Annotated in this window: 22 protein-coding genes and 1 tRNA gene; 21 read left to right on the top strand and 2 right to left on the bottom strand. The window is 69.0% G+C overall.

Features of this window, described 5'->3' with window-relative positions; all coding sequences use genetic code 11:
- Positions 1-49: 49 nt before the first annotated feature.
- The 21 genes from HUT18_RS11700 (at position 50) to HUT18_RS11600 (ending at position 18,086) form a co-directional block, all read left to right on the top strand.
- Positions 50-679, top strand: a complete 630-nt coding sequence (locus tag HUT18_RS11700; RefSeq protein WP_176100204.1) for a hypothetical protein — start codon at positions 50-52, stop codon at positions 677-679.
- Between the two features lie 64 nt (positions 680-743).
- Positions 744-1,193, top strand: coding sequence for a hypothetical protein (locus HUT18_RS11695; RefSeq protein ID WP_176100202.1), 450 nt, complete (start codon positions 744-746; stop codon positions 1,191-1,193).
- 34 nt (positions 1,194-1,227) lie between these two features.
- Positions 1,228-2,634 carry a DUF3560 domain-containing protein gene (locus HUT18_RS11690; protein ID WP_176100200.1) on the top strand — a complete coding sequence of 469 codons (1,407 nt, stop codon included), beginning with the start codon at positions 1,228-1,230 and terminating at the stop codon, positions 2,632-2,634.
- Positions 2,631-2,933: a hypothetical protein gene (locus HUT18_RS11685; protein WP_176100199.1), complete on the top strand. Its 303-nt coding sequence runs from the start codon at positions 2,631-2,633 to the stop codon at positions 2,931-2,933. Before HUT18_RS11690 ends, HUT18_RS11685 begins: the two co-directional genes overlap by 4 nt.
- A 117-nt stretch (positions 2,934-3,050) precedes the next feature.
- Positions 3,051-3,392: a hypothetical protein gene (locus HUT18_RS11680; RefSeq protein ID WP_176100197.1), complete on the top strand. Its 342-nt coding sequence runs from the start codon at positions 3,051-3,053 to the stop codon at positions 3,390-3,392.
- A gap of 57 nt (positions 3,393-3,449) precedes the next feature.
- A complete protein-coding gene (locus HUT18_RS11675; protein WP_176100196.1) occupies positions 3,450-4,655 on the top strand; it encodes a ParB/RepB/Spo0J family partition protein in 1,206 nt (401 codons plus the stop codon).
- Between the two features lie 71 nt (positions 4,656-4,726).
- A complete protein-coding gene (locus tag HUT18_RS11670) occupies positions 4,727-5,554 on the top strand; it encodes a class I SAM-dependent methyltransferase (protein WP_176100194.1) in 828 nt (275 codons plus the stop codon).
- 94 nt (positions 5,555-5,648) lie between these two features.
- Complete coding sequence (locus HUT18_RS11665) at positions 5,649-5,873, top strand: hypothetical protein (RefSeq protein WP_176100193.1); 225 nt, start codon at positions 5,649-5,651, stop codon at positions 5,871-5,873.
- 58 nt (positions 5,874-5,931) lie between these two features.
- Complete coding sequence (locus HUT18_RS11660; protein WP_254878538.1) at positions 5,932-6,369, top strand: hypothetical protein; 438 nt, start codon at positions 5,932-5,934, stop codon at positions 6,367-6,369.
- A 75-nt stretch (positions 6,370-6,444) separates the two neighbouring features.
- Entirely contained in the window at positions 6,445-6,897 is a 453-nt protein-coding gene (locus tag HUT18_RS11655; RefSeq protein WP_176100189.1) for a hypothetical protein, read from the top strand.
- 89 nt (positions 6,898-6,986) lie between these two features.
- A complete protein-coding gene (locus HUT18_RS11650; protein ID WP_176100188.1) occupies positions 6,987-8,060 on the top strand; it encodes a hypothetical protein in 1,074 nt (357 codons plus the stop codon).
- Between the two features lie 88 nt (positions 8,061-8,148).
- On the top strand, positions 8,149-8,610 hold the full coding sequence (locus HUT18_RS11645; RefSeq protein WP_176100186.1) for a hypothetical protein: 462 nt from the start codon (positions 8,149-8,151) through the stop codon (positions 8,608-8,610).
- A gap of 183 nt (positions 8,611-8,793) precedes the next feature.
- A complete protein-coding gene (locus tag HUT18_RS11640; RefSeq protein ID WP_254878537.1) occupies positions 8,794-10,542 on the top strand; it encodes a DNA cytosine methyltransferase in 1,749 nt (582 codons plus the stop codon).
- Positions 10,543-10,745: 203 nt separating this feature from the next.
- Entirely contained in the window at positions 10,746-11,252 is a 507-nt protein-coding gene (locus tag HUT18_RS11635) for a hypothetical protein (protein ID WP_176100184.1), read from the top strand.
- Positions 11,253-11,272: 20 nt separating this feature from the next.
- On the top strand, positions 11,273-12,199 hold the full coding sequence (locus tag HUT18_RS11630; RefSeq protein ID WP_176100182.1) for an ATP-binding protein: 927 nt from the start codon (positions 11,273-11,275) through the stop codon (positions 12,197-12,199).
- 432 nt (positions 12,200-12,631) lie between these two features.
- Entirely contained in the window at positions 12,632-13,093 is a 462-nt protein-coding gene (locus HUT18_RS11625; RefSeq protein ID WP_176100180.1) for a site-specific integrase, read from the top strand.
- 247 nt (positions 13,094-13,340) lie between these two features.
- Positions 13,341-13,415 (top strand) — tRNA-Gly (locus tag HUT18_RS11620).
- 152 nt (positions 13,416-13,567) lie between these two features.
- Positions 13,568-14,980 carry a hypothetical protein gene (locus HUT18_RS11615; protein ID WP_176100178.1) on the top strand — a complete coding sequence of 471 codons (1,413 nt, stop codon included), beginning with the start codon at positions 13,568-13,570 and terminating at the stop codon, positions 14,978-14,980.
- The gene (locus tag HUT18_RS11610) at positions 14,977-15,873 is read left to right on the top strand and encodes a hypothetical protein (protein ID WP_176100177.1); all 897 of its coding nucleotides are present in this window, start codon (positions 14,977-14,979) and stop codon (positions 15,871-15,873) included. Before HUT18_RS11615 ends, HUT18_RS11610 begins: the two co-directional genes overlap by 4 nt.
- A 6-nt stretch (positions 15,874-15,879) precedes the next feature.
- Entirely contained in the window at positions 15,880-16,506 is a 627-nt protein-coding gene (locus HUT18_RS11605; protein WP_176100175.1) for a hypothetical protein, read from the top strand.
- Entirely contained in the window at positions 16,503-18,086 is a 1,584-nt protein-coding gene (locus tag HUT18_RS11600; RefSeq protein ID WP_176100173.1) for a hypothetical protein, read from the top strand. The genes HUT18_RS11605 and HUT18_RS11600 overlap by 4 nt, the downstream gene beginning before the upstream one ends.
- A 98-nt stretch (positions 18,087-18,184) precedes the next feature.
- Here HUT18_RS11600 and HUT18_RS11595 read toward each other — a convergent pair whose 3' ends face one another.
- Both HUT18_RS11595 and HUT18_RS11590 read right to left on the bottom strand, forming a co-directional pair.
- Complete coding sequence (locus HUT18_RS11595) at positions 18,185-18,997, bottom strand: NUDIX domain-containing protein (RefSeq protein ID WP_176100171.1); 813 nt, start codon at positions 18,995-18,997, stop codon at positions 18,185-18,187.
- 170 nt (positions 18,998-19,167) lie between these two features.
- Entirely contained in the window at positions 19,168-19,458 is a 291-nt protein-coding gene (locus HUT18_RS11590; protein WP_176100169.1) for a hypothetical protein, read from the bottom strand.
- Between the last annotated feature and the right edge of the window lie 633 nt (positions 19,459-20,091).

Genomic DNA, 20,091 nt, shown 5'->3' with positions numbered 1-20,091 from the left:
CCCCGGCGGGGCCAACCGGCCCCGCCCCCTCCCACCGAAAGGACCCGCCATGGACGCCACGACTGCCCTTCGCTGCCTCACCCACCGCGCCGAGCGCGCCTTCAAGGCCGACGAGGAGGCCCGCACCCGGTTGGCCGACGAACTCGGCAGGGGCGCCGTGATCGACCTCTCCATGGCCATCGACGCCGCCCTGGTCTCCTCCGCGAACGCGAAGCCCTGGCGCCAGCTCATGCAGCGCATCGAGCGTCACGGCGTCCGCGAGGGCCTGGCCAAGCAGAAGGCCGAGGCGCTGGAGTCCCTGCTCTCCTACGGGATGAGCATGAGCACCAGCCTGGTCGCCAACGCCGCACGTCTGGCCGAGCAGGAGGGCCTGCGCCGCTTCCTCAACGCCGTCGACACCTTGGATGTCGACGAGGACGACGTCCCGGCCGCAGACGAGCGCACCGAGGCCGGGAAGGCGACGCCTTCTCAGGAGCGGGTGGTGCTGGAGGCCATCCGGCGCAACGGCGTCACGCTCCAGGAAGACGGAGTGAAGGTCGAGGTCGGGTCCTGCCCCCGACGGTCCATGGTCCAGTACGCCATCGATATGGGCTGGGCCGTGGTGGACACGTCCGGCGATCTGCGCGGCGGCCAGGCCGTGACGCTCACCAGCCTCGGCGAAGAGAACCTCGCGGGCTGACCAGCCGACCACCGGGCGGGGCCGATCGGCCCCGCCCTCACCACGCCCCAAAGAGAGGTCGCGCATGCCCGGACAGCAGCTCTCCCCCAACGAGGTCGAACGGCTCGGCGAGGCCACCGGCAGGATCGCCGCGCTCGCGGCGAAGGCCCTCAACAGCACCTGGCCGCACCTGGAAGTGGAGGACCTGGTCGAGCAGTTCACGCGGGACAGCGCGTTGGTGATGATCGCCAGCGCCTACCTCGCCGGGATCGAGCGTGGCCTGAGCCCGGGCGACGCGGCCGGTGAGGCGGGCACCGCCCTGATCCGTGAATGGGCGGACTCGCGGCGGGAGGCCCGCGCCCGGCTCGACGCGCAGCGCGCGGACGACGCGTCCACCGAGCCGGTCGTCGTGTGCGTCTGCGGGACCTCGGTCCACGACAACGACGAGGCCCGCCGCGGCCACGCCGACACCTGGCACTCCGAGACGTCGCCGGCGGTGTGGGGGCCGCCGGTGACCCGCAACCGGGCCGTCTGACCGGCGGCCCATCGAACAGAGAGGAGGTCGCCGCATGGCGACCATCACGATCACGCACAGCAGGTTGGAAGGCACCCTGATCACCGACTCCGTGAGAGGGGACGGCGTCTGGGAGGTGGTCAAGAACCACGGGTTCCGCCCGTTCCCGTCGATCGGCGCGCTCGGCATCCCGCGCTCCCGCGACAACGAGGCCGACACCTGGCGGATCAAGAACGCGACGAGGGCGCTGGAGGCGGCCGGGCACACTGTGAACGTCGAGATCGACGAGGGGACGCGGCGGACCTTCGCGGAGGCGGAAGCGGACCGCGTCGAGCGCGCCGAGGGCCGCACCGAGCGGTACGAGGGCTACGCCGACAACGCGGCCAGCTCCTCGAACGCGCGCCGCGCGAGAGCGGACGACATCTCCCGCCGGTTCGAGTTCGGGCAGCCGATCCTCGTCGGCCACCACTCCGAGGGGAAGGCCCGCCGCGACGCCGCCCGCATCGACACCAACATGCGCAAGAGCTTCGAGGATGCGGACCGTGCCAGCCACTGGCAGCACCGGGCGGACGCCGCAGCCGCCTACGAACAGCACCGCAACGACCCGTACCGGACGCTGCGCAGACTGGAGAATCTGCGGGCCGGGCTGCGCGTCATCGAGCGCCGCAACGGCGGTGCCGCCGACGACGAGCAGCCCACCGACCGGGACGGTCGGATCATGCGCGACCTGCGGGAGGAGATCACCCACTGGGAGGAGGTCGTCGCCAAGGCCGAGGCGAACGGCGTGAAGATCTGGAGGCCGGACGACTTCGCTCCTGGCGACTTCGTGCGCACCACCAGCTCGTGGTACCAGGTGGCGCGGGTCAACCCCAAGAGCCTGTCGATCGCGTGGAACCTGCGGCTCGCACCGAAGCAGGTGATGTCCCTGGAGGACGCGACGTTCGACGGTGGCCGGGTCGGCACCTTCACCGTCGACTACACGAACGTGCGCGCCCGCTGCCCGGAGAAGGCGATGGCCGCGTTCCTCGCCGACGGCAAGGTGCCCGGCACCAAGTCGGCCGGCGAGGCGTCGGCGCAGGCCCCGGCCGAGGACATCCGCCGGGCGCAGGTCGAGGCGAAGAAGGCCAGGCCGAAGACGCCGAAGAAGCGCAGCGATCCGAAGATTCCGAAGCGCGTGCAGATCGAGTGCGAGTTGAGCGCCAGCGAGGCCACGCTGACGTGGCTGAACGGGAACAGCCAGCCGCACCCCGGCCACAAGCCGGAGACGATCACCGCCCCGGAGGGAGAGAAGTACCACCGGGCGACCTGGTCGCGGAACCTGATGAAGCAGGTGGACGAGCTGCTGGCCGATCGCGGATACGAGCGCACCGGAAAGTGGAAGCACCGCCGAGGTCGGGGGGAGGTCGCCGCGATCGTGCCCGCCCCGGCCAAGGGCGAGCCGAAGCAAGAGGAAATGTCGTGACCTTCGACGAGCTGGTGAAGGTCGGGCGGGACACACCGGCATACCACGAGGACGACGACTGCCTCGACTGCGGCGCGGAGACCGGCGAGCCCTGCGAGGTCGACTGCGAGCACCGCGGCGGCGAGGCGAAACAGGCCGTGCGCCTGAAGGTCGCCGGTCTGACCGCCGTCGAGTTCGAGGAGCTGCTGCGCGTCGCGCAGAAGCGGGCGGCCGAGGGCGACAGTACGCCCGGGTTCTCCTGGGCCTGGTCGGCGGTCGGCGACGAGGCCGCCGCCCGGGGTGTCCCTCTCGTCCTATAGGGCTCTGACCTGCGAAAATTCATGGATCTTCGCGGCTCACCATCTGTACTAGATAGTGGGTACCCAATAGAGTTGATCTTGCCCACCCCTCCATCATCGGCAGAAAGGGAAGGCCCAGTGATCACCTTCGATGAACTCGTGAGCATCGGCCGCGACACACAGGCCACCGACCTCAACAAGCGGTGCCTGATCTGCGAGGTCGAGCCCGGTACCCCGTGCACCGAGTCCTGCGACAAGCGCGGCGAGGCCGCCGCGCGCCGCGTGCGCGACCTGGTCAAGAACCTGCCCGGCGCCCAATTCGAGGAGCTGCTGGCTGTCGCCCGCGAGCGCGAGGCCAGCGACGACGAGACGCCCGGCTTCTTCTGGGCCTGGTCGGCGGTCGACGAGGAGGCCACGGCGCGCGGCCTCGGCCGCCCCCGTCCCTCCGCCTGGGAGTACCTGCGGGACCTCTGGGCCTGACCGCCCGCGCAGACCACACACCACCCGACCAACCCCTCATACCCGAGAGGACAGGCGATGACCGCCACCACCACCGAGGCCAGCACCGCCACCCCGGCGAAGAAGGCCGAGCCCAAGAAGGCAGCGCCGAAGAACGCGGCGACCAAAGCGCCCGCACGGAAGGCCCCGGCGAAGAAGGTCGTCACGCCGACCAAGGTCGCCAAGCGCCGCGAGACGATCGCCGAGCAGACGGAGGCGACCGCAGCCCACGTGCGCACGTCTCTCAAGACGATTCCGGTCGACCGGATCGACGCCGACCCCGACCAGCCCCGCAAGCACTTCGACCCGGCGAAGCTGAGCGAGCTGGCTGGCTCCATGAAACTGATCGGCCAGCAGCAGCCGGTGAGCGTCCGATACAACCCGGGCACCAAGCGCTACACGCTCATCATGGGCGAACGGCGCTGGCGGGCCGCGAAGATCGCGGGTCTGACCGAGCTGGACGCCGTCGTTCAGCACGGCATCAAGCAAGGCGACCGCACGATCCGCATGAGGGCCGTCGCGGAGAACGTCGGCCGCGCGGACATGACCGCGATGGAGGAGGCCGGTGCCTTCCAGCAGCTCATCGACGACGGGTACACCATCGATGAGGTCGCCGAGGGCACCGGCAAGTCCGCCGCGTACATCGGCTGGCGCATCGACCTGCTCAAGCTCGCCGAGCCCTTGCAGGACGCGGTCAACAAAGGCCACCTGCCCATCGGGGTGTCCTGGTACGTGGCCAACATCAGCCACGAGAACCAGATGCGGTTCCTCGCCAAGTGGACCCGGGGCGACTTCTCCACCAAGCGCGACGCGGAGGCGTTCGCTCAGGCCGTCCGCAGCGAGGAGGACCGGCGAACCTCGCAGGGCTCGTTCTTCGTCCTGTCCGACGAGGCGACGGCCGCCGCGACGCCGGGCGGCGAGCAGCAGTTGTTGCCCGGTGCGCACGACGTCACCGACGAGGAGCGCGAGCGGATCACCGCCGACCGCATCCGGCTGACCAAGCGCATCGACAAGCTCTCCACGGCCGGCGAGATCCTGTCCGAGCTGGTCGCGGCCGACCCCGAGGAACTGGCTCTGCTGCTGGCCGGAGTCGGCGGCGGCGTCGTCGGCTACCGAACGCGCATCGAGCACCTGCGGGACCTGACGACCAAGGCCATCAAGAACCTGCGCGACGCCCAGGCGGTCGCCGCCGTCCGCGCGGGCGGCATCGAGATCAACCCGCAGGCCGCGGCCGACGCCGCCTGACCCACCCCCATTTTCGGGCCGGGCGCTTCGCGTACGCGCCCCGGCCGCTGCCCCCTAAGCGGAGGTTCCCCATGCAGTTCCCAACCGAAGTGCTCCGAGTCCTGACGGACCCGCGCACAGTGATCCGTGACGACCAGGTCAGCGTGCCCTTCGAGATCGACCGGCCGGTGTACGAGCAGTTGAACAAGGTGCTCAAGGAGATGGGCGGCGCCTGGGACGGCCGCAAGGCGGTCCGCGCGCACGTCTACCCGTACCGCATCGAGGAGTTCATGCGGCAGTGCCTCGCAGCGAACGACTACCCGTCGAAGTATGAGCAGGGATGGTTCCCGACTCCGCCGGCCCTGGTGATGCAGGTCTGCGACCTGGCCGGGATCTACGCCGGGATGACGGTCCTAGAGCCGTCGGCTGGCTCCGGTGCGATGGCTGGCGAGATCGCCCGGCGCGGCGGCATCGTCGACGCCTTCGAGATCGACTCCCGGCGAGTGGAGATCCTGCGCGAGCAGGGCGACGCGCGGCGCGTGGTGCACGGCGACTTCCTGGCCGCCGACCCGCTGGACTACGAGGAGCCGTTCGAGCGGCTCGTGATGAACCCGCCCTTCGCCAACGGGCTCGACCACATCAAGCACGCGATCGGGTTCATGGGCGAGAACTCGATCCTCGTCTCGATCATGAGCCAAGGGCTGATGTGGTGGAGCGACAAGGCCACCGTGGAGTTCCGCGAGATGGTCGACGAAGTCGGCGGCGACATCCAGAAGTTGCCCGACGACTCGTTCGCGGTATGCGGGACGAGCATCCGCACGTGCCTGCTGTTCCTGCCCGGTTACCCGGGCGGCCCGCTGAGGACCCATGAGTGGCACATGCGGCAGCCGCGCCAGCTCGACCTGTTCGCGGCGGCCTAAACTTCCCGGCTTTTCAGGGCCGTTCCCCTGATCGAGATAGTGGGTACCCAATAGAGTTGATCTTGCACCCACTACCTCACCCAAGGGAAGTCCCATGGACAGCGAGACCACCAGGGCAGTTCAAGAAGGTGACCTCTTCGTCCTCACCGGCGAGGAAATGCGGCTTCTCCTCCCCTGGCTCCGCGAAACCCTCACCGGCCAGGAGAAGAAGGACGAGAACTCCGACCTGTGTCAACTCACGAGCCGCATCCTTCGGCTCTCCAACCGGCTCTACGGCACGCCCTCCGAATCCAAGGAGACCTGCGTCTGCCGCGGCTAACGTCCCCCGGCCGGGCCAGCCTGGCCCGGCCGGGATGGCACAACAGAAAGAGATCAACGTGACCGAACAGATCAAGCTGGCCACCTGCACGTACCAGGAATTCGCCCCGCACATGGGCACACCGGTGCGTACCACGGTCGGTCACCCCCGCTTCCCCCTCTCCTACCAACTCGGCGGAATCGCGCGCTCTGTGACGCCCACACGGTCCCTGCTCAAGATCGAGTCCGAGGACGCGTACGAGTTCATCTACCGGCGGCTGCTGAACGAGCGGGGCATCGACGCCATCCGCGAGGAGCTGACGGCCATCGCGGGCGCGAACGACCTGGAGGTGCCGGTCGTGCTGCTGTGCTTCGACAAGCTCAGCAAGCCCGGCAACTGGTGCCACCGCACGCACTTCGCGAAGTGGTGGACGGAGCAGACCGGCCAGGAGGTGCCCGAACTGGGCGCCGCAGCAGTCCAGCCGCCGCAGGCGCCGCCCGCGCTGTTCGAGTTCTGACCAATCACCCACCCCGGGCCGGACGCACACGACCAGTGCGCGCCCGGCCCGACCCATGACCGAAGGGAGACCACCGTGCACCGCGTGATGGTCAGCAACAACTACACCGACAAGTACCCGGCCTGCGTCGACGCCGACGAGCGCCACGACGAGGGCTGGGTCCGCCCGTACTTCGACCTGGACACCGTCCGCGAACTGGCCGCCAACACCCAGGCCGCCGCAGCCGAATTCGGGCACGACGCGATCGACACCGTCCACGTCATCGACGCCATCGACTTCATCGACGGCGAGGTCGACGAGGACCCGTGGAGCCTCGTCGTTGTCATCTCCTGGATGGACATCGCCGTCAAGGGCGTCGACGGCGCCACCACGATCGTCACGCCCCGCTACCACCGCGAGGACGGCGGGGACTACGACCCGGAGTACCAGGGCGAACCGCTGTACGCGATCGGCGGGTTCCCGTGGTGCTGGTACGCGATCGGTCCCGACGGCATCCACCCGCAGATCCCCTTCCGCCCTGAGCGGTAGCCGGGGCGCAGCCGGACGGGCGTGGGGCGGGAATCCCCGCTCGCCCGGCAGACAACCGCGAACACTTCACACTTGAAGGGAGCCCTGTCATGGGCTACACCGAGACGTTCGTCTGCGTGGACGACGAGCACATTTACCCCGCGCTGGTCGACCTGGCGAACCGCTGGAACGGCTGGCTGTCGCCCGGCCTCACGCTGGACGCCGTACGCCAGCTCGCCGCCCACACCAAGGAATTGGCCGAGAGGTCCGGGCACGACGGCACTGACGAGATCAAGGTCATCGACGGCCCTGTGCCGGTCGTGCTGCATATCCGCTGGTCGTGCCTCCACGATGAGCCCGGCAGCGCCGCGAACGTCGTCAAGCCCGACGAGAACGGCCGCTACTGGATCGGCGGCTGGGAATGGTGCTGGTACGAGGTCGCAGACGGCCCGCTGTTCTACACGAAGAAGGCGACGTTCGAGGCGTGGAAGCAGGTACTCGCCGAGTCCGCCCGCCGGGCCGGGGAGATCGTCCGCACCCAGATGCCGGAGGCGACGTCGGCGCTCCTGTGCCTGGACGGTCTCGGCCACATCGCCCACATTGAGGCCACCGGCCATCCCGGCTGGCCCGCCGGAGACGACAGCGACGGCGAAGACGGGTACGGCCCGTTCGACACCGAGACACTGGGCGAGGCGGACGAGGTGCTGCGCAAGGCCCTCGACCACCGTGACGGCCACACCGACCTGGAGATCGGCGGATGGTGCCCGGCTCGCGACATCGGCTTGCCCGAACTGCACCGCATCGTGTTCCCGCCCGTCGGCGCCGAGGAGTGCGGAGACGGCCCACTGGAGAAGGCCCGCGAACGGTTCATCACCGCGCGGCGGAAGCTGCTCACCGAGACCGTGCCGTACCTCGTCGACGACGTCCGCGCGGCCTGCCCCGACGCGGTTGGCATCGTCATCGACCCTCACGCCGACGAGCCGTTCGTGATGTTCCTTGTCGACGACACCAAGGGCCAGGCGAGCACTCCGGTGCCCAGCGACGTCGCACAGAAGGTCCACGACCGGCTGGCCGGGCTGCTCGCCTTCAATCCGACCGGCGACGACCTGACCGCGTGCGGCTGGAGCGACGACACACCGCCGCACGTGGACGGCGCGTACGTCCTGGTCTTCCCGGCCGAGTAGCCACCGCATACCTGGCCCCCGGGGCGGGCCACGTGCCCGCCCCGGGGCCGCACCCCCTTCATCCACCCGGACGAAACGAGGACGCCACGTGGCCACCCACGGCTCCCAGAACCGCGCCTACCCGCTGCCTGACGGCCGCGAGCTGTCCCGGGCCGTAGACAAGGCGATCCGCGAGCTGTACGCAGCGCAGCAGCGAGCCGGTCGCGCCATGACTGTCGTAGCCGCCGCGACGGTCCGCGACATCCTGACCGGCTGCGACCACGACGCCCCGTTCGATGCCGCATGGGCCGAGTTCACCGAGACCTGGAGCGGGTCACTGTTCGCGACCGGCGCGTACTGGATGGCGGCCGGCGAGCGCCGCACGTTCGTCGACGACCTCGGCCAGACCGAAGGAATGAATGCGGTCCTCGACATGAACGAGTGGACGTCGTACCTCGACGACACCAACCGCGAGGTGTGGGAGCCGATCAGTGAGCGCCTACCCGACCGTGACGGTACTCGGGTATGGCGGCTGGACCTAGGCAAGGCCGCAGCGCTCTCCCTGCCGTGATCACGCTGACCTGGGATTATCTTCCATTCTTTTGCCAACTTTACTTTGGAAACTCGAATACCCAAAGTTGACTTGGGGGAGAATGGGACTGGTTCCACCTTCACCACTCCGGCCGTGTGAGCAGGGGGCGGGAATCCCCGCTCGCCCGGCCGCCAACCGCCTAGCTTCACGAGGAGCTTCACCGTGCCCTATATCGACTCCACCACCCAGGCATGGGCCGCAGGCAGACCGGCCCGCGCCTACAAGCACGACGGCAGCGAACTCACCGTCATGAGTTGGTTCTGCGGAGCTGGCGGCGACACGCAGGGCGCGGACGCCGTCCCCAACGTCCAGGTCACCAGGGCCGCGAACCACTGGGACGTGGCCCTCGCGACGCACGCGTGGAACAACCCGCGTTGCGAGGTCTGGAAGGGTGACATTCGCCGGGCCCCCGTCGAACGCTGGCCGGTGTGCGACATCTTCTGGGCCAGCCCGGAGTGCCCCAAGTGGTCGGCGGCGCGGGGCGTGAAGCGCGACTTCGACAAGACGCTCCAGGGTCAGATTGACTTCGACGAGCCCGAGTTCAAGAGCGACAAGGAGCGGCGGGCGGCAGAGGAGCGCTCGCGCGCCCTCATGGAAGAAGTCCCCATGTACCTGCGCGGTGTGATCGCCCGAGGCGGCCTGGTCAAGGCGGGTGTTGTCGAGAACGTCATCGACTGCCGCGACTGGGACGACTGGGACCGCTGGATGGCCGAGTTCGACAAGATGAACTACGCCACGTGGGTCTTCGCGATCAACTCAATGCACGTCGACCCGCGCAGCCTCGACCACATCCCGCAGAGCCGAGACCGGCTGTACGTCGCCTACATCCACAGGAGCATCGGCCGCACGCCCCAGTGGGACAAGTGGATCCTGCGCCCGGCGGCTTTCTGCTTCGACTGCGACGAGAAGGTTGAGGCCGTCCAGGTCTTCCGCAAGCCGGGCAAGGACATGGGCAGGTATCGCCAGAGCTACGACTACAGGTGCCCCCGCAAGGCCTGCCGCGCAGTCGTTGAGCCCATGGTGCTCCCTGCGGCTGCCGCGATCGACTGGTCGCTACCCGGGACGCCGATCGGCGACCGCCCGAAGACGGAAGAGTGCCCCGAGGGGTTGGCCCCGGCCACGATCGCGCGGACCCGTGCCGGGTTCGCCCAGTTCTGGGGCTGGGGAGCGCAGGCGAACGACGGACAGGAAACGCTGTTCGGAGACGTGGATGACGCCCCGCAGGCCGCCCCCGGCCCGCTCCTCGTTCCGACCGGCGGTACCTGGCGGGACAAGGCTGTCACCCTCGACCGGCCGATGTCGACCCGCACAACAGTCGAGACCGACGGCGTCGTGGTCCCGCCCTTCCTGGTCCCCTGTGAGGGACGCGACGGCAAGAAGCCCATGAGTTTGGGCGACCCGCTGCGCACCCAGACGGCCCGCCTGGAGACCGCCCTCGCTCATCTGCCGCCCTTCGTGATCCCCATGCGCGGCGGCGGCGACAAGGAGAAAGCCCGGCACGTCAGCGCCCCGCTCCACACAGTGTCGGCTGGCGGTAACCATCACGGTCTGGTGGCCGCGCCTGACCATCTGCTGGTCCCGTACTACGGCAACGGCCGGGCCCGGGAACTCAGCGAGCCGATCGGCGCTCTGCCGACCCGCGACCGATACGCCCTGGTGAAGGGCGAGTTCAACATCGACGACGTCCTGTTCAGGATGTTGCAGCCCCACGAGATCGCACGGGCGATGGCCTTCCGGCCGGGCTACAAGATCATGGGCTCGAAGCGGCATCAGGTGCGCCAGCTCGGCAACGCGGTCACCCCGGGCGTCGCCGAGAACCTGTACTGCGCATTGGTCGAGGCGATCACCGGCGAGGAGCTGTCCCGGTTCGCCGAGGGGCGTGGCCCGCTCTCCCTGGCCCTGACCGCCTGACCTGCAACTTTCTTCCCCAACCTGGTTTTCCAAAGTAAACTTGGGGAAGAATGGGTGTGTACCACCTTCAACAACAGCAAAGCGGCCGACGGGGCATAAATGCCTTGGGAATCCGTCGGCCGCCGCGCCAACCGCGGGGCTTCACAACCCGATTCGGCACGTGGAGCCCACCGTACCGCCCATTCAGATCACTGGAGGAACGCGTGAGCACCCCGACCCGATCCACCTGGACCGCCGACTCGGTCCGCGCGGCCGACCTTGAAGACACCGACACCGCCCTGATCGACGGCGAATGGCGGGAAGTTCTCGACGTCTGGAACGACGAGGACGACCCCGCCGCCATGTTCGGCGAGGACCACCCCACGGCCCAGGCCATCTTCCGCATGGCCGCTGGGCGCTCTCCGGATTGGACAATCGTCCGTTACGTCCGGGAGGAAGAGTCGAGCATCGGCGAGTTGGCCTACGGCCTCCGCATCTTCCGCTGCCGCGACCTAGTCGACGTCCAGCGCGAGTTGGTTACGCCCGAGACGACGCTGGCCGGTCCCGTGTCCGTGCTCGAACCCCTCGACGTCCTTGGCGTCCTCGGTGTCCTGCGCTCCGCCGTCGACCTGTACCGCACCTGCGGCGACCCCGGCGACGCCCTCAGCCGCACCCAGACCGAGCAGATCGAAGCGCTCGGCGCGCACTTCGACCTCACCGACGCCCAGTGACCAGCCGGAAGGGCAACGCCATGAGCGAGACCCGCGAGTACATCATCGTCGGCCAGGACCAAGGCAGCAGCTACACCCTGTGGGACGTCGCCCCCGCGCCGACCGACGCCACGAAGTGCGCCATCGCACTCGAAGAGATCGGCGTCGAGGCCATGGACGCCTTCGGCGAGGTCACCACCATGTGGGCCGCCAGCGCCCGCGCGGCCGTCGACCAGCACGTTGCCCACCTGCGCGAGCGCAGCGGCGTCGACAACTACGGGCTGAGCCCGGACAGCAACATGGAGGCGTACGGCCCCCTCGGCGACGCCGCCCCGGCCATCGAGCCGTACGGCAGCGCCGAAGCGCTCGCCGTCGCCGGGGCCACCGTGTACCGGCTGGAGGGCACCAGCACCCCGGGCGTGCCGAACTTCAACGTGTTCGGGGTGCGCGAGCGGAACCGCATCGAGACTCGCGACCGAGTGCGCGCAGGGATGGTGAACAGCGGCCTGACCTGGAACCAGTCGAATGTCACGGTGGGCGTCGTCGCGCTCGGCGACGAGCCCGGTGGCAGCAGCCTTGACCTGGCTTTCGCGTGCGCGGTGCTCGCCGCGACCGGGCAACTCGCCGCTTCGGCGCTGGCCGGGCTCGTGCTGATCGGGGAACTCGGCCTGGATGGCAAGCTGCGGTCGGTCCGCGACATTCGCGACCTGGTGCGGGCCGCTGCCGACGCCGGAGCCCCGGTCGTCCTAGTCCCGGACGCGAACGTGCCCGAGGCCCGCGAGGTCGACGGTATCCGTGTCCTCGGTGCCTCGACCCTCAGCGAGGCGCTGAACCTATTGGCAGGCCACGCCCACCACCCCGGCAACTGCGTGCACTGCAACGGTCGCCGCGGCGCGCACAGGCCGTGTACCTACCGGCAGCAGTGCCCGGACTGCGCCGCCGACGCCATCGAACCCGTCGGCGCCTGACCAGCCGCCGCCGGTCCGGGGCCGTACAGGGCGCACACACAGCCCCTACGGCCCCGACGCTTTCCTTCTCTTCACCCGAACGTCCAGATCGGAGCCCACGATGGGCTACAGCCCCGACTTCACCCCGTACCTCGACCACCACAGGGCACCCATTCGTGCCGTACGGCAAGTCGCCGAACAGGGAACGCTGTTCGTGGCCTGAACTGCGATAGCCCCGAAGGGGCCCTGACGGCACACGCCCGTCAGGGCCCCTTCTGCGCGTCTCCGGGGCTACTGATCGGGCAGCCTTCCCTCCTCCACGCTGCTCGATCGAGCGGCTACAGCCCCGCCCAGAAGCCCCCTCTGCGCCGCTTGTGCCGCGTTCTTCGAGGCCACCCCACCCCCGTGGATAACGCTTGACCTCTGCACACCCTGTGTCTAGGTCGCGGATTCATGGAGTTGACCACTGTCCGAGAATGCGCCCAGCGCTGGGGCCTGAGCGCCGCCGCCGCGCGCCGTGTCCTCGCCCCCGTCGATGCGATCGACCGCGACCCCGACACCGGAGCCATGAGGTACGACAGGGCTGCCGCCGAGGCCGCCCGCCAGTGCATGCCCGGCAAGGGGCACCGCACCGACCTTCCGCAACTTGAGGTGAGCCCCGAAGAGTACCGGCGCCTCATCGCCGACGAGTCGATCCCTGCCGCGCACCGGGCACTGTGGGCGTTGATGTGGGAGAGCGAACTCCGGCTGGCCGAAGCCCTCTCCCTCGACGTCCGCGACATCGACCCCGAGGGGAAGACCGCCACTGCGGAGGATATTCGCGGCCGGGGCAGCGCGCGGTCCCGCTCTCCGGCAAGGCGGACGATCTGGTCCGCGCCGCCATGGCTGGACGCGACGCAGGTCCACTCCTGCTGAACTCGCGCGGCGAGGCGTTGAGTCGGGAGTCAGCATCCCGGGCGGCCCGCCGCGAAGGGCAGTCGATGCACGGATTCCGTGCTGGCGGAAAGAGGGAACGCGGTGGCGCCGCCCGACGGGCGTAGCCGGGCCTAGGTGCAGCCCGCGATTGCAGCCCTCCACCGCGCGCAGATGTGATTGCTGAGAGTGTGTGTATCATCCCTCTCTGCGATCGGCCGTCCTGAGCAGCGGCGCGGCCGACCGTAGTGCGCCGGTGGTAGCAACAGCAGCACATCCGCCTTCCGGGCGGGAGGTCCAGGTGCGAATCCTGGCCGGCGCTCCAGAAGAGGAAGCCCTCCGCAGCCGGGGGGCTTCCCCGTTGTTAGGCCCTCCTTGGCCTGCGGCGACGCGGACACGGTCCGTCACTGGTCGGCTACCATCCCCGCCCGGCCGGATGCACCGCCCGGCCCCGCCAGAACCACCAGGGAGCCAGCCATGTTCCACGGCTCGATCCCCAGCGACATGTGCCGAATCGTCCGAGAGCACGTCTCCCTGTGGACCGACGTGACCGACGTCTACAACGTGTGCTGCGGGAACTTCACCGTCGAGAAGACCCTCGCGTCGCTGGGGAAAGACCTCCACTCCTGCGACGTGCTCATGTACTCGACCGCAATCGGCCGGTACCTCGCCGACGACCCGATGCCGCTCGTCTTCACCCCAACCGCCGAGGCCGAGTTCCCGTGGGCGCTGGAGCGCCACGACACCCCGGCCGAACAGCTCGCCACGATGCTGCTGTGCACGCGCCTCGCCCCGCTCATGGGCAAGAACGAATCGCACGTCTACTGGTCGAAGATGCGCAAGGCATACGAGCAGCAGTGGCCCGACCTGCACGCCAAGACCGTCGCGAAGGTCACCGCAGCGGCCGAAGTCCTCAAGCTTGCCTCCTACAGCGCCGAGGACGCCCTGACCTGGGTCGACAAGATCCCGCCTGGCGCTGGCGTCGTGTCCTACCCGCCGTTCCACGGCGCCGGCGCGGCGTTCGTCCGCGACTTCGCCAAGCTGGAGGAGATGTTCGAGTGGACGCCGCCCGAGTTCACGATCATGGAGGACCCCGAGCTTGAGTACCTGATCCAACGGATCACCGACCGGGACCACTGGCTCCTCGGCACCAACGAGGAGGTCCCCGAGATGGCGCCGTTCCTGCGCGGCCGGACCAGGACGACGAACCGCGGCATCCCGATCTACGTCTACGCGAACTCAGGGCCGATGCGCCTGGTCGAGCCCCGTCAGAAGACCGAGGCGTGGCCCGGCCCTCACCTCGGCGACGAGGAGATCGGCGACAGGATCAGCCTCGCCGTCCTCAGCGGAGGCCAGTTCGCAGCGCTCCGCTCGGCGTACATGAACGCCAACATCCGCCCCGGCTCCGAATCGCTCGGCGTCGCAGTCCTCGTCGACGGGAAGTTGGTCGGCGTGTTCGCGTACTCGTGGGCACCGACCCTCGGGAACTGGGGCGCGCACCTGCCTCAGCAGCCCACCGTCTACATGCTGTCCGACTTCCCGGTCTCCACCAGCCGCTACGCCAAGCTGTCGAAGCTGATCGTCATGGCCGCGATCAGCCGCGAAGCGCAGCTCCTCACCTGGCGGCACGGACATCGCCGCTACCAGTCGCTCGCCACCACCGCTTTCACGAAGCGCCCGGTGTCGATGAAGTACCGCGGCGTGCTCCGCCTCCTGAAGCGTGATCAGAAAGACGTCCTCAAGGAGGACTGGGCGAAGGGCATCGACCCGACCGACTCGTACTACGCCCAGCAGTACCAGCTCCAGTACGGAGCCGCATTCTCTGGCAAGCCGCTCGCCGAGGTCCTGCGCGAGTGGAAGAAGCGATACGGCAAGGACGTGAAGAAGTGAAGACCGAGATCCGCACCGGCGACCCCCGCTCGCTGAAGCTCCTCGACCTGAACGCGCGCTACATGCGGCACGAGCAGTATCAGCAGCTCGTCGCGAACGTCCGCCGCGACGAAGCCCTGACCTCCACCCCGTTCGTCTGGCACGACATCGGGTCCGGCGAGCGGATCGTCCTCTCCGGTAACCACCGCACGAAGGCCGCCATCGAGGCCGGAATCGAAGAGATCACCTGGCTAGAGACCTCCGACCTGCTCACCGAGTCGCAGCGCCTCGCCATCCAGCTCTCGCACAACTCGATCGCCGGGGAAGACGATCTGGCGATCCTCAAGACCCTCTACGAGAAGATCGAAGACCTCGACCTCCGCCAGTACGCTGGACTCGACGACGCCACCCTGGAACTCCTCGCCGACCTCGACAGCCCCAGCCTCGGCGAGGCCAACCTGAGCTTCCAGACCCTCGCGATCGTGTTCCTCCCCGACGACCTCAAGGACGCCCAGGACGTCATCCGCGACGCCCTCGGCCTCGCCTCCTCATCCGACGCCGTCTGGGTCGCCGCTCTCCGCCAGTACGACCAGACCATGGCTGCCCTCGACCTCGCCTCCAAGAGCAGCGACGTCACCAACGTCGCCACCGCCTTCGGCCTCATCCTGGAGAGCTTCAAGGACCACGCCGCCGAACTCGTCGACGCCTGGTTCGACCGGGACACGGGGGAGCCCAAGCATCACGGCATGGCCCCGCTCCTCACCCTGTTCCACACCGACGCGATGCCCACGAAGTCCGCCGCGATCGTCGAGAAAGCCCTCCAGCAGGCTGTAGCCCGTGGCGATGTCCCCGCAGAGCACCGGTACAAGGCACTGGAGCTGTGGGCCAACCAGTACCTCGACACCCCTGCGTAGGCCACCGTGAGCGCCAACAAGCCCCCCATCAGCCTCAGTCCAACCCTGGACCCCTGGGAGCAGCAACCCGACGAGACTGCCCGCAAGCACGGCCAGTTCGTCACCTACCGCGATCTCGGGCGCACGCGGACCCTACAGAAGGCTGCGGAGGGGCTACAGCTTCACCCGGTGACGGTCCGGAAGGCGGCGGCGACCTACCGGTGGCGCGAGCGCGCCGACTCGTGGGACCGACACCTGGACCGGCTGTACGAGGCCGGCTGGGTCGAGGAGCGGCGCAAGGCGGCCGAGACCGACGCACGGATCTTGGGCGCGGCGGTGGGCAAGTTGGCGCAACGCCTCGGCACCCTCGACGCCGGGTCGATGTCCGTCGGCGATTTCATCCGGCTCCTGGACGTGGCCATGCGGCACCGGCGCGTCCTCTTCGGTGACCCGGCGGCGACGATCGCGGTCACCGGCACCGGCGGGAACCCGCTCGCGGTGCAGCTCGCCGAGTTCGCGCAGATGCCGCCGGAGCAGCGGCGGGTACGCCTGGCTGGCCTCGCGGCGTCGGTGTCCCGCCGCGTCCGCGCGGTCGACGGCGACGATGAGGAAGACGGCCCCGCCGACGACGATGACGAGAGCGAGACCCCATGACCGCGGTGATAAACGCCACCGGCCTTGAGCATCTGGAGGACGCCGAGGTGTATCAGCGGCTCCAGGCCGCCGAGCGAGCGATCGGGCAGGACCTCCTGCGTGACCCGGTCACCCTTGCCCGGGGCCTCGATGGTTCGTTCCGGATGCGCCCGCACCTGCGGGTCATCAGCGAGGCCCTGGTGGGCCTGGAGCGCGGCGACTACGACCGGTTGATGGTGTTCACGCCGAGCCAGGTCGGCAAGAGCACGACGGTCGCCGAATGGTTTCCGTTCTGGTGGCTGTGCCTCCACCCCGAGGACCGTGTCGCCGTCACGTCCTACAGCGACGACCTGGCGATGCGGCGAGGCAAGGCGATTCGCCGGTACATCGCCGAGCACGGCGGCGAGTACGACCTGGCGCTCCTCGCAGGCTCGTCGGCCGCGCAGGACTACGACACCACGAAGGGCGGCGGCGTCCGCAGCGTGTCAATTGGCTCGGGCCTCACCGGCTTCCCGGTGAACCTCCTCGTCGTCGACGACCCGCACAAGGACCGCAGCGAAGCCGAGTCGGCCCGGCTGCGGGAGCAAGTCCACGACTGGTGGAGCTCGGCCGCACTCAAGCGGTTGCAGCCGGACCGGAACGCCGTGGTGGCGATCCAGACCCGCTGGCACCCCGACGACTTCTCCGGCCGGCGCCTGGAGGATGAAGGCCGCCTGGAGGACGGCGGCCGGTGGGCGGTCGTCCACCTGCCCGCCATCGCCAACCCCAGCAAGTTCGGCCCCGACCCGCTCGGCCGCCAGGACGGGGAGCCGCTGCCGCACCCGAAGATCCCCACAAGGCAGCGGAAGCAGCTCCTGGCGTGGTGGGCGGACGTCAAGAAGACGTCCAGCGTCCGGGACTGGCACGCCATGGCGCAGGGCGACCCGCAGCCGTCCGAAGGCGCGCTGGTATCACGCGACCTGCTGCGGCTCATCCGGGACGGGTCCACGAAGGTCGAGCCGCAGAAGATCGCCGTCGCGATCGATCCCTCGGGCGGCGGCCGGGACACCGCCGGCGTCGTCAGTGGCTTCCTCGGCGACGACAAGCGCGTCTGGATCACCCACGACCGATCGGCGCCCATGTCGTCGGCCGAGTGGTCCAAGACAGCCTGCCTGCTCGCCTATGAGACGAACGCGGCGATCATCTACGTCGAGTGGAACTTCGGCAGAGACATGGCCGTCCTCGCCCTGGAGACGTCGTGGGAAACGCTCCAACGCGAAGGCGCCATTCCCGAGAGCCACCTGATGCCGCTGATCGACCCCGTGCGCGCCAAGCAAGGCAAGCTGCTCAGGGCCGAGCCCGTGGCGCAACAGATGGTCCAGGACCGGGTGCGCCTTCGCGGCGCGTTCGCCGATCTGGAGAACGAGTGGGCGACCTGGCAGCCGACCGACCCGGACTCACCGGGCCGGATCGACGCCTCGTGCATCCTCGTGTACGGCCTGATCCCCGAGGCGAACCGCGGCGCGATCGTCCACGCCCCGCTCCCAACCGCCCCGCAGCCCACCGCCGGGCGGCAAACACCGTCCTCCGCCGGGCTGTACGGCCGCCGCATCAGCAAGTGACCGATGCGACACTGCCGCGATGACGTATCGACGTGACTGCGCAAGACGCTGGCCGAGATGGTGGGCGGCGATACTCCTCGGTGTGATCAGCGGCAGGCTTACGAACGCCGCGCCAGATCCGAGAACCGGTCGGCCGCGTGCTGCCACGCACCGTCCGCCCGCGGCCCGTCATACGCCCCTTTTAGCTCAGCCAGGATCGCGGCACCCTCCGCAGTCCGGCCCACCGCCAGGTCCATCCAGACCAGGCTGAGGCGGTCGTCCGCGAACGGGCAGCGGAGCGCAGCCACCGTAGACGCCGCCGAAGCAGCGCTAGGGAGGTCGTCTCGGGCGGCTGGAAGGTCTCCGCCCACAGCCCGCAGCAGCGCCCGTGCCCTCTCGATCGCGGCCAACGATGCCGCGTCAGCCAAGGGTTGAGGTAGCGCGACCGGTATTGCGAGATCAATCTCGGTCAAGTCTGGCCACGTCAGCCACGAGCAACGCACTGACTCGCCCGCATCCAGCGAGACGGGCCCCTCGGTACAGCCGTACGCGAGGAAGAGGTGAGCTTTCTCGGCGCTGGTCGCACGAGCAGTAGCCACCGCGCCAAGCGGGTGCAGCCAGGCAGCCCGGAGACCGGTCTCCTCCTCCAGCTCCCGGAGGGCGGCAGCGGCCGGATCTTCCCCCTCGTCGACGTAACCTCCGGGCAGGTCAGTGATCTGCGCGTCGTGGAGGTAGTGGTGCTGGGTCACCGCCGCAACCTGCCCCTGATGCACCGCCAGCACACGCACCGAGTCCGGCGCCGCGACGTACGGATAATCCACCGTGGCCCCGTCCGGCCGGACTGCGGTGTCGACAGTGAGCCGGATCCGGTTTTGTGGCCCGCCTTCGTAGAGGACTTTCCCGCCTCGCTTTTGCCATCGCCCTTCGCCCATGGCGACGACCGTAGCGAGCCGCCGACGAACGCGCGAAAGCCATATGCTCACGCATCGAGGGGGCGATCACCGCCCACTACGCCGAGCGTGATCAACGAACTACCCCCTGAGCCTGACGACTTGCGATCGATCGTCACAGAAGGTCCGCAGACAGGGAGGGGAATTTCGGCTCAGCTTCGAACAGCCTCGTGGAGCGCGGTTCGCGCGGTAGTCCGGTCCCCGGCGTCCACCGACACCCAGAACGTGTGCGTGACCACGTCCACCGCTGCGGCGAGCCGTTCGCGGCGCAGCTCGGCCAACTCGTCCTCAAGCGCCTGGTCGTAGTCGATTGCTGGGCGGCGCCGCTCCACCGGCGTCCCGTCGGCGAGTGTGACTGCCCGGTATGGGAGCTCGTCAATGCGGGCGGTCAGCTTCCGGCAGGTGCGGGACGCTTCGACCAGGTCTTGCGGGAACTCATACACCCCTGGAGCATACGAGCCGCCTGCCGTCCTCGCTGCGGCGGCCAACGAGTATGGACGAAGGGGCGCGAACCGTGGTCAGGGGCAGCCTGGTGGCCGCCGACTGCCTCGGTACTCGACGAGACGAGCACGCGAGCCTGCAACCTCCAGCAGTAGCAGGTTGGCTGCCAATCCAGGCTGACCGCTGTGGCCGGGAAGTGCGTACGTCCGCTGTCTGGGCGCGCCACACTGGGCACCATGAAGCTGCCCCGTGTCCTGTGCCCGAGCTGCGGCCGACCCACCGCGGCAGGACCGGTCGCCGGTCGTCTCTCCATGGGCCGCTTGTGGCGGCACGACGACCCCGGGGCTTTGCGCTCCCCGGACGGGCCACTGGTGTCGTGTCCCGGCTCCCTAAACGTCGTCGAGCTGCCGCCGCCCGCTCATCAGCTCGAACTTGACGATGTCTCCGATGACGAGACACCGCAGCGCGGTCAGGCTGAGGATGCGTGGGCCCTGTTCTGACCTTGCCCCCGCTGCCCCGCCTTCCGCCCGCCGGGGGCCGATACACCTCCAGCGTGATCTAAAAATGCGGTCTGGCCTGCGGAAATTACGCCGGGGGAGGGTCTGCGAGGTGGTCTATCATCACCCGCTGACGTT

Source organism: Streptomyces sp. NA04227 (genome assembly GCF_013364195.1).
GTDB lineage: Bacteria > Actinomycetota > Actinomycetes > Streptomycetales > Streptomycetaceae > Streptomyces.
This window is presented reverse-complemented; position numbering and strand designations above follow the sequence as displayed.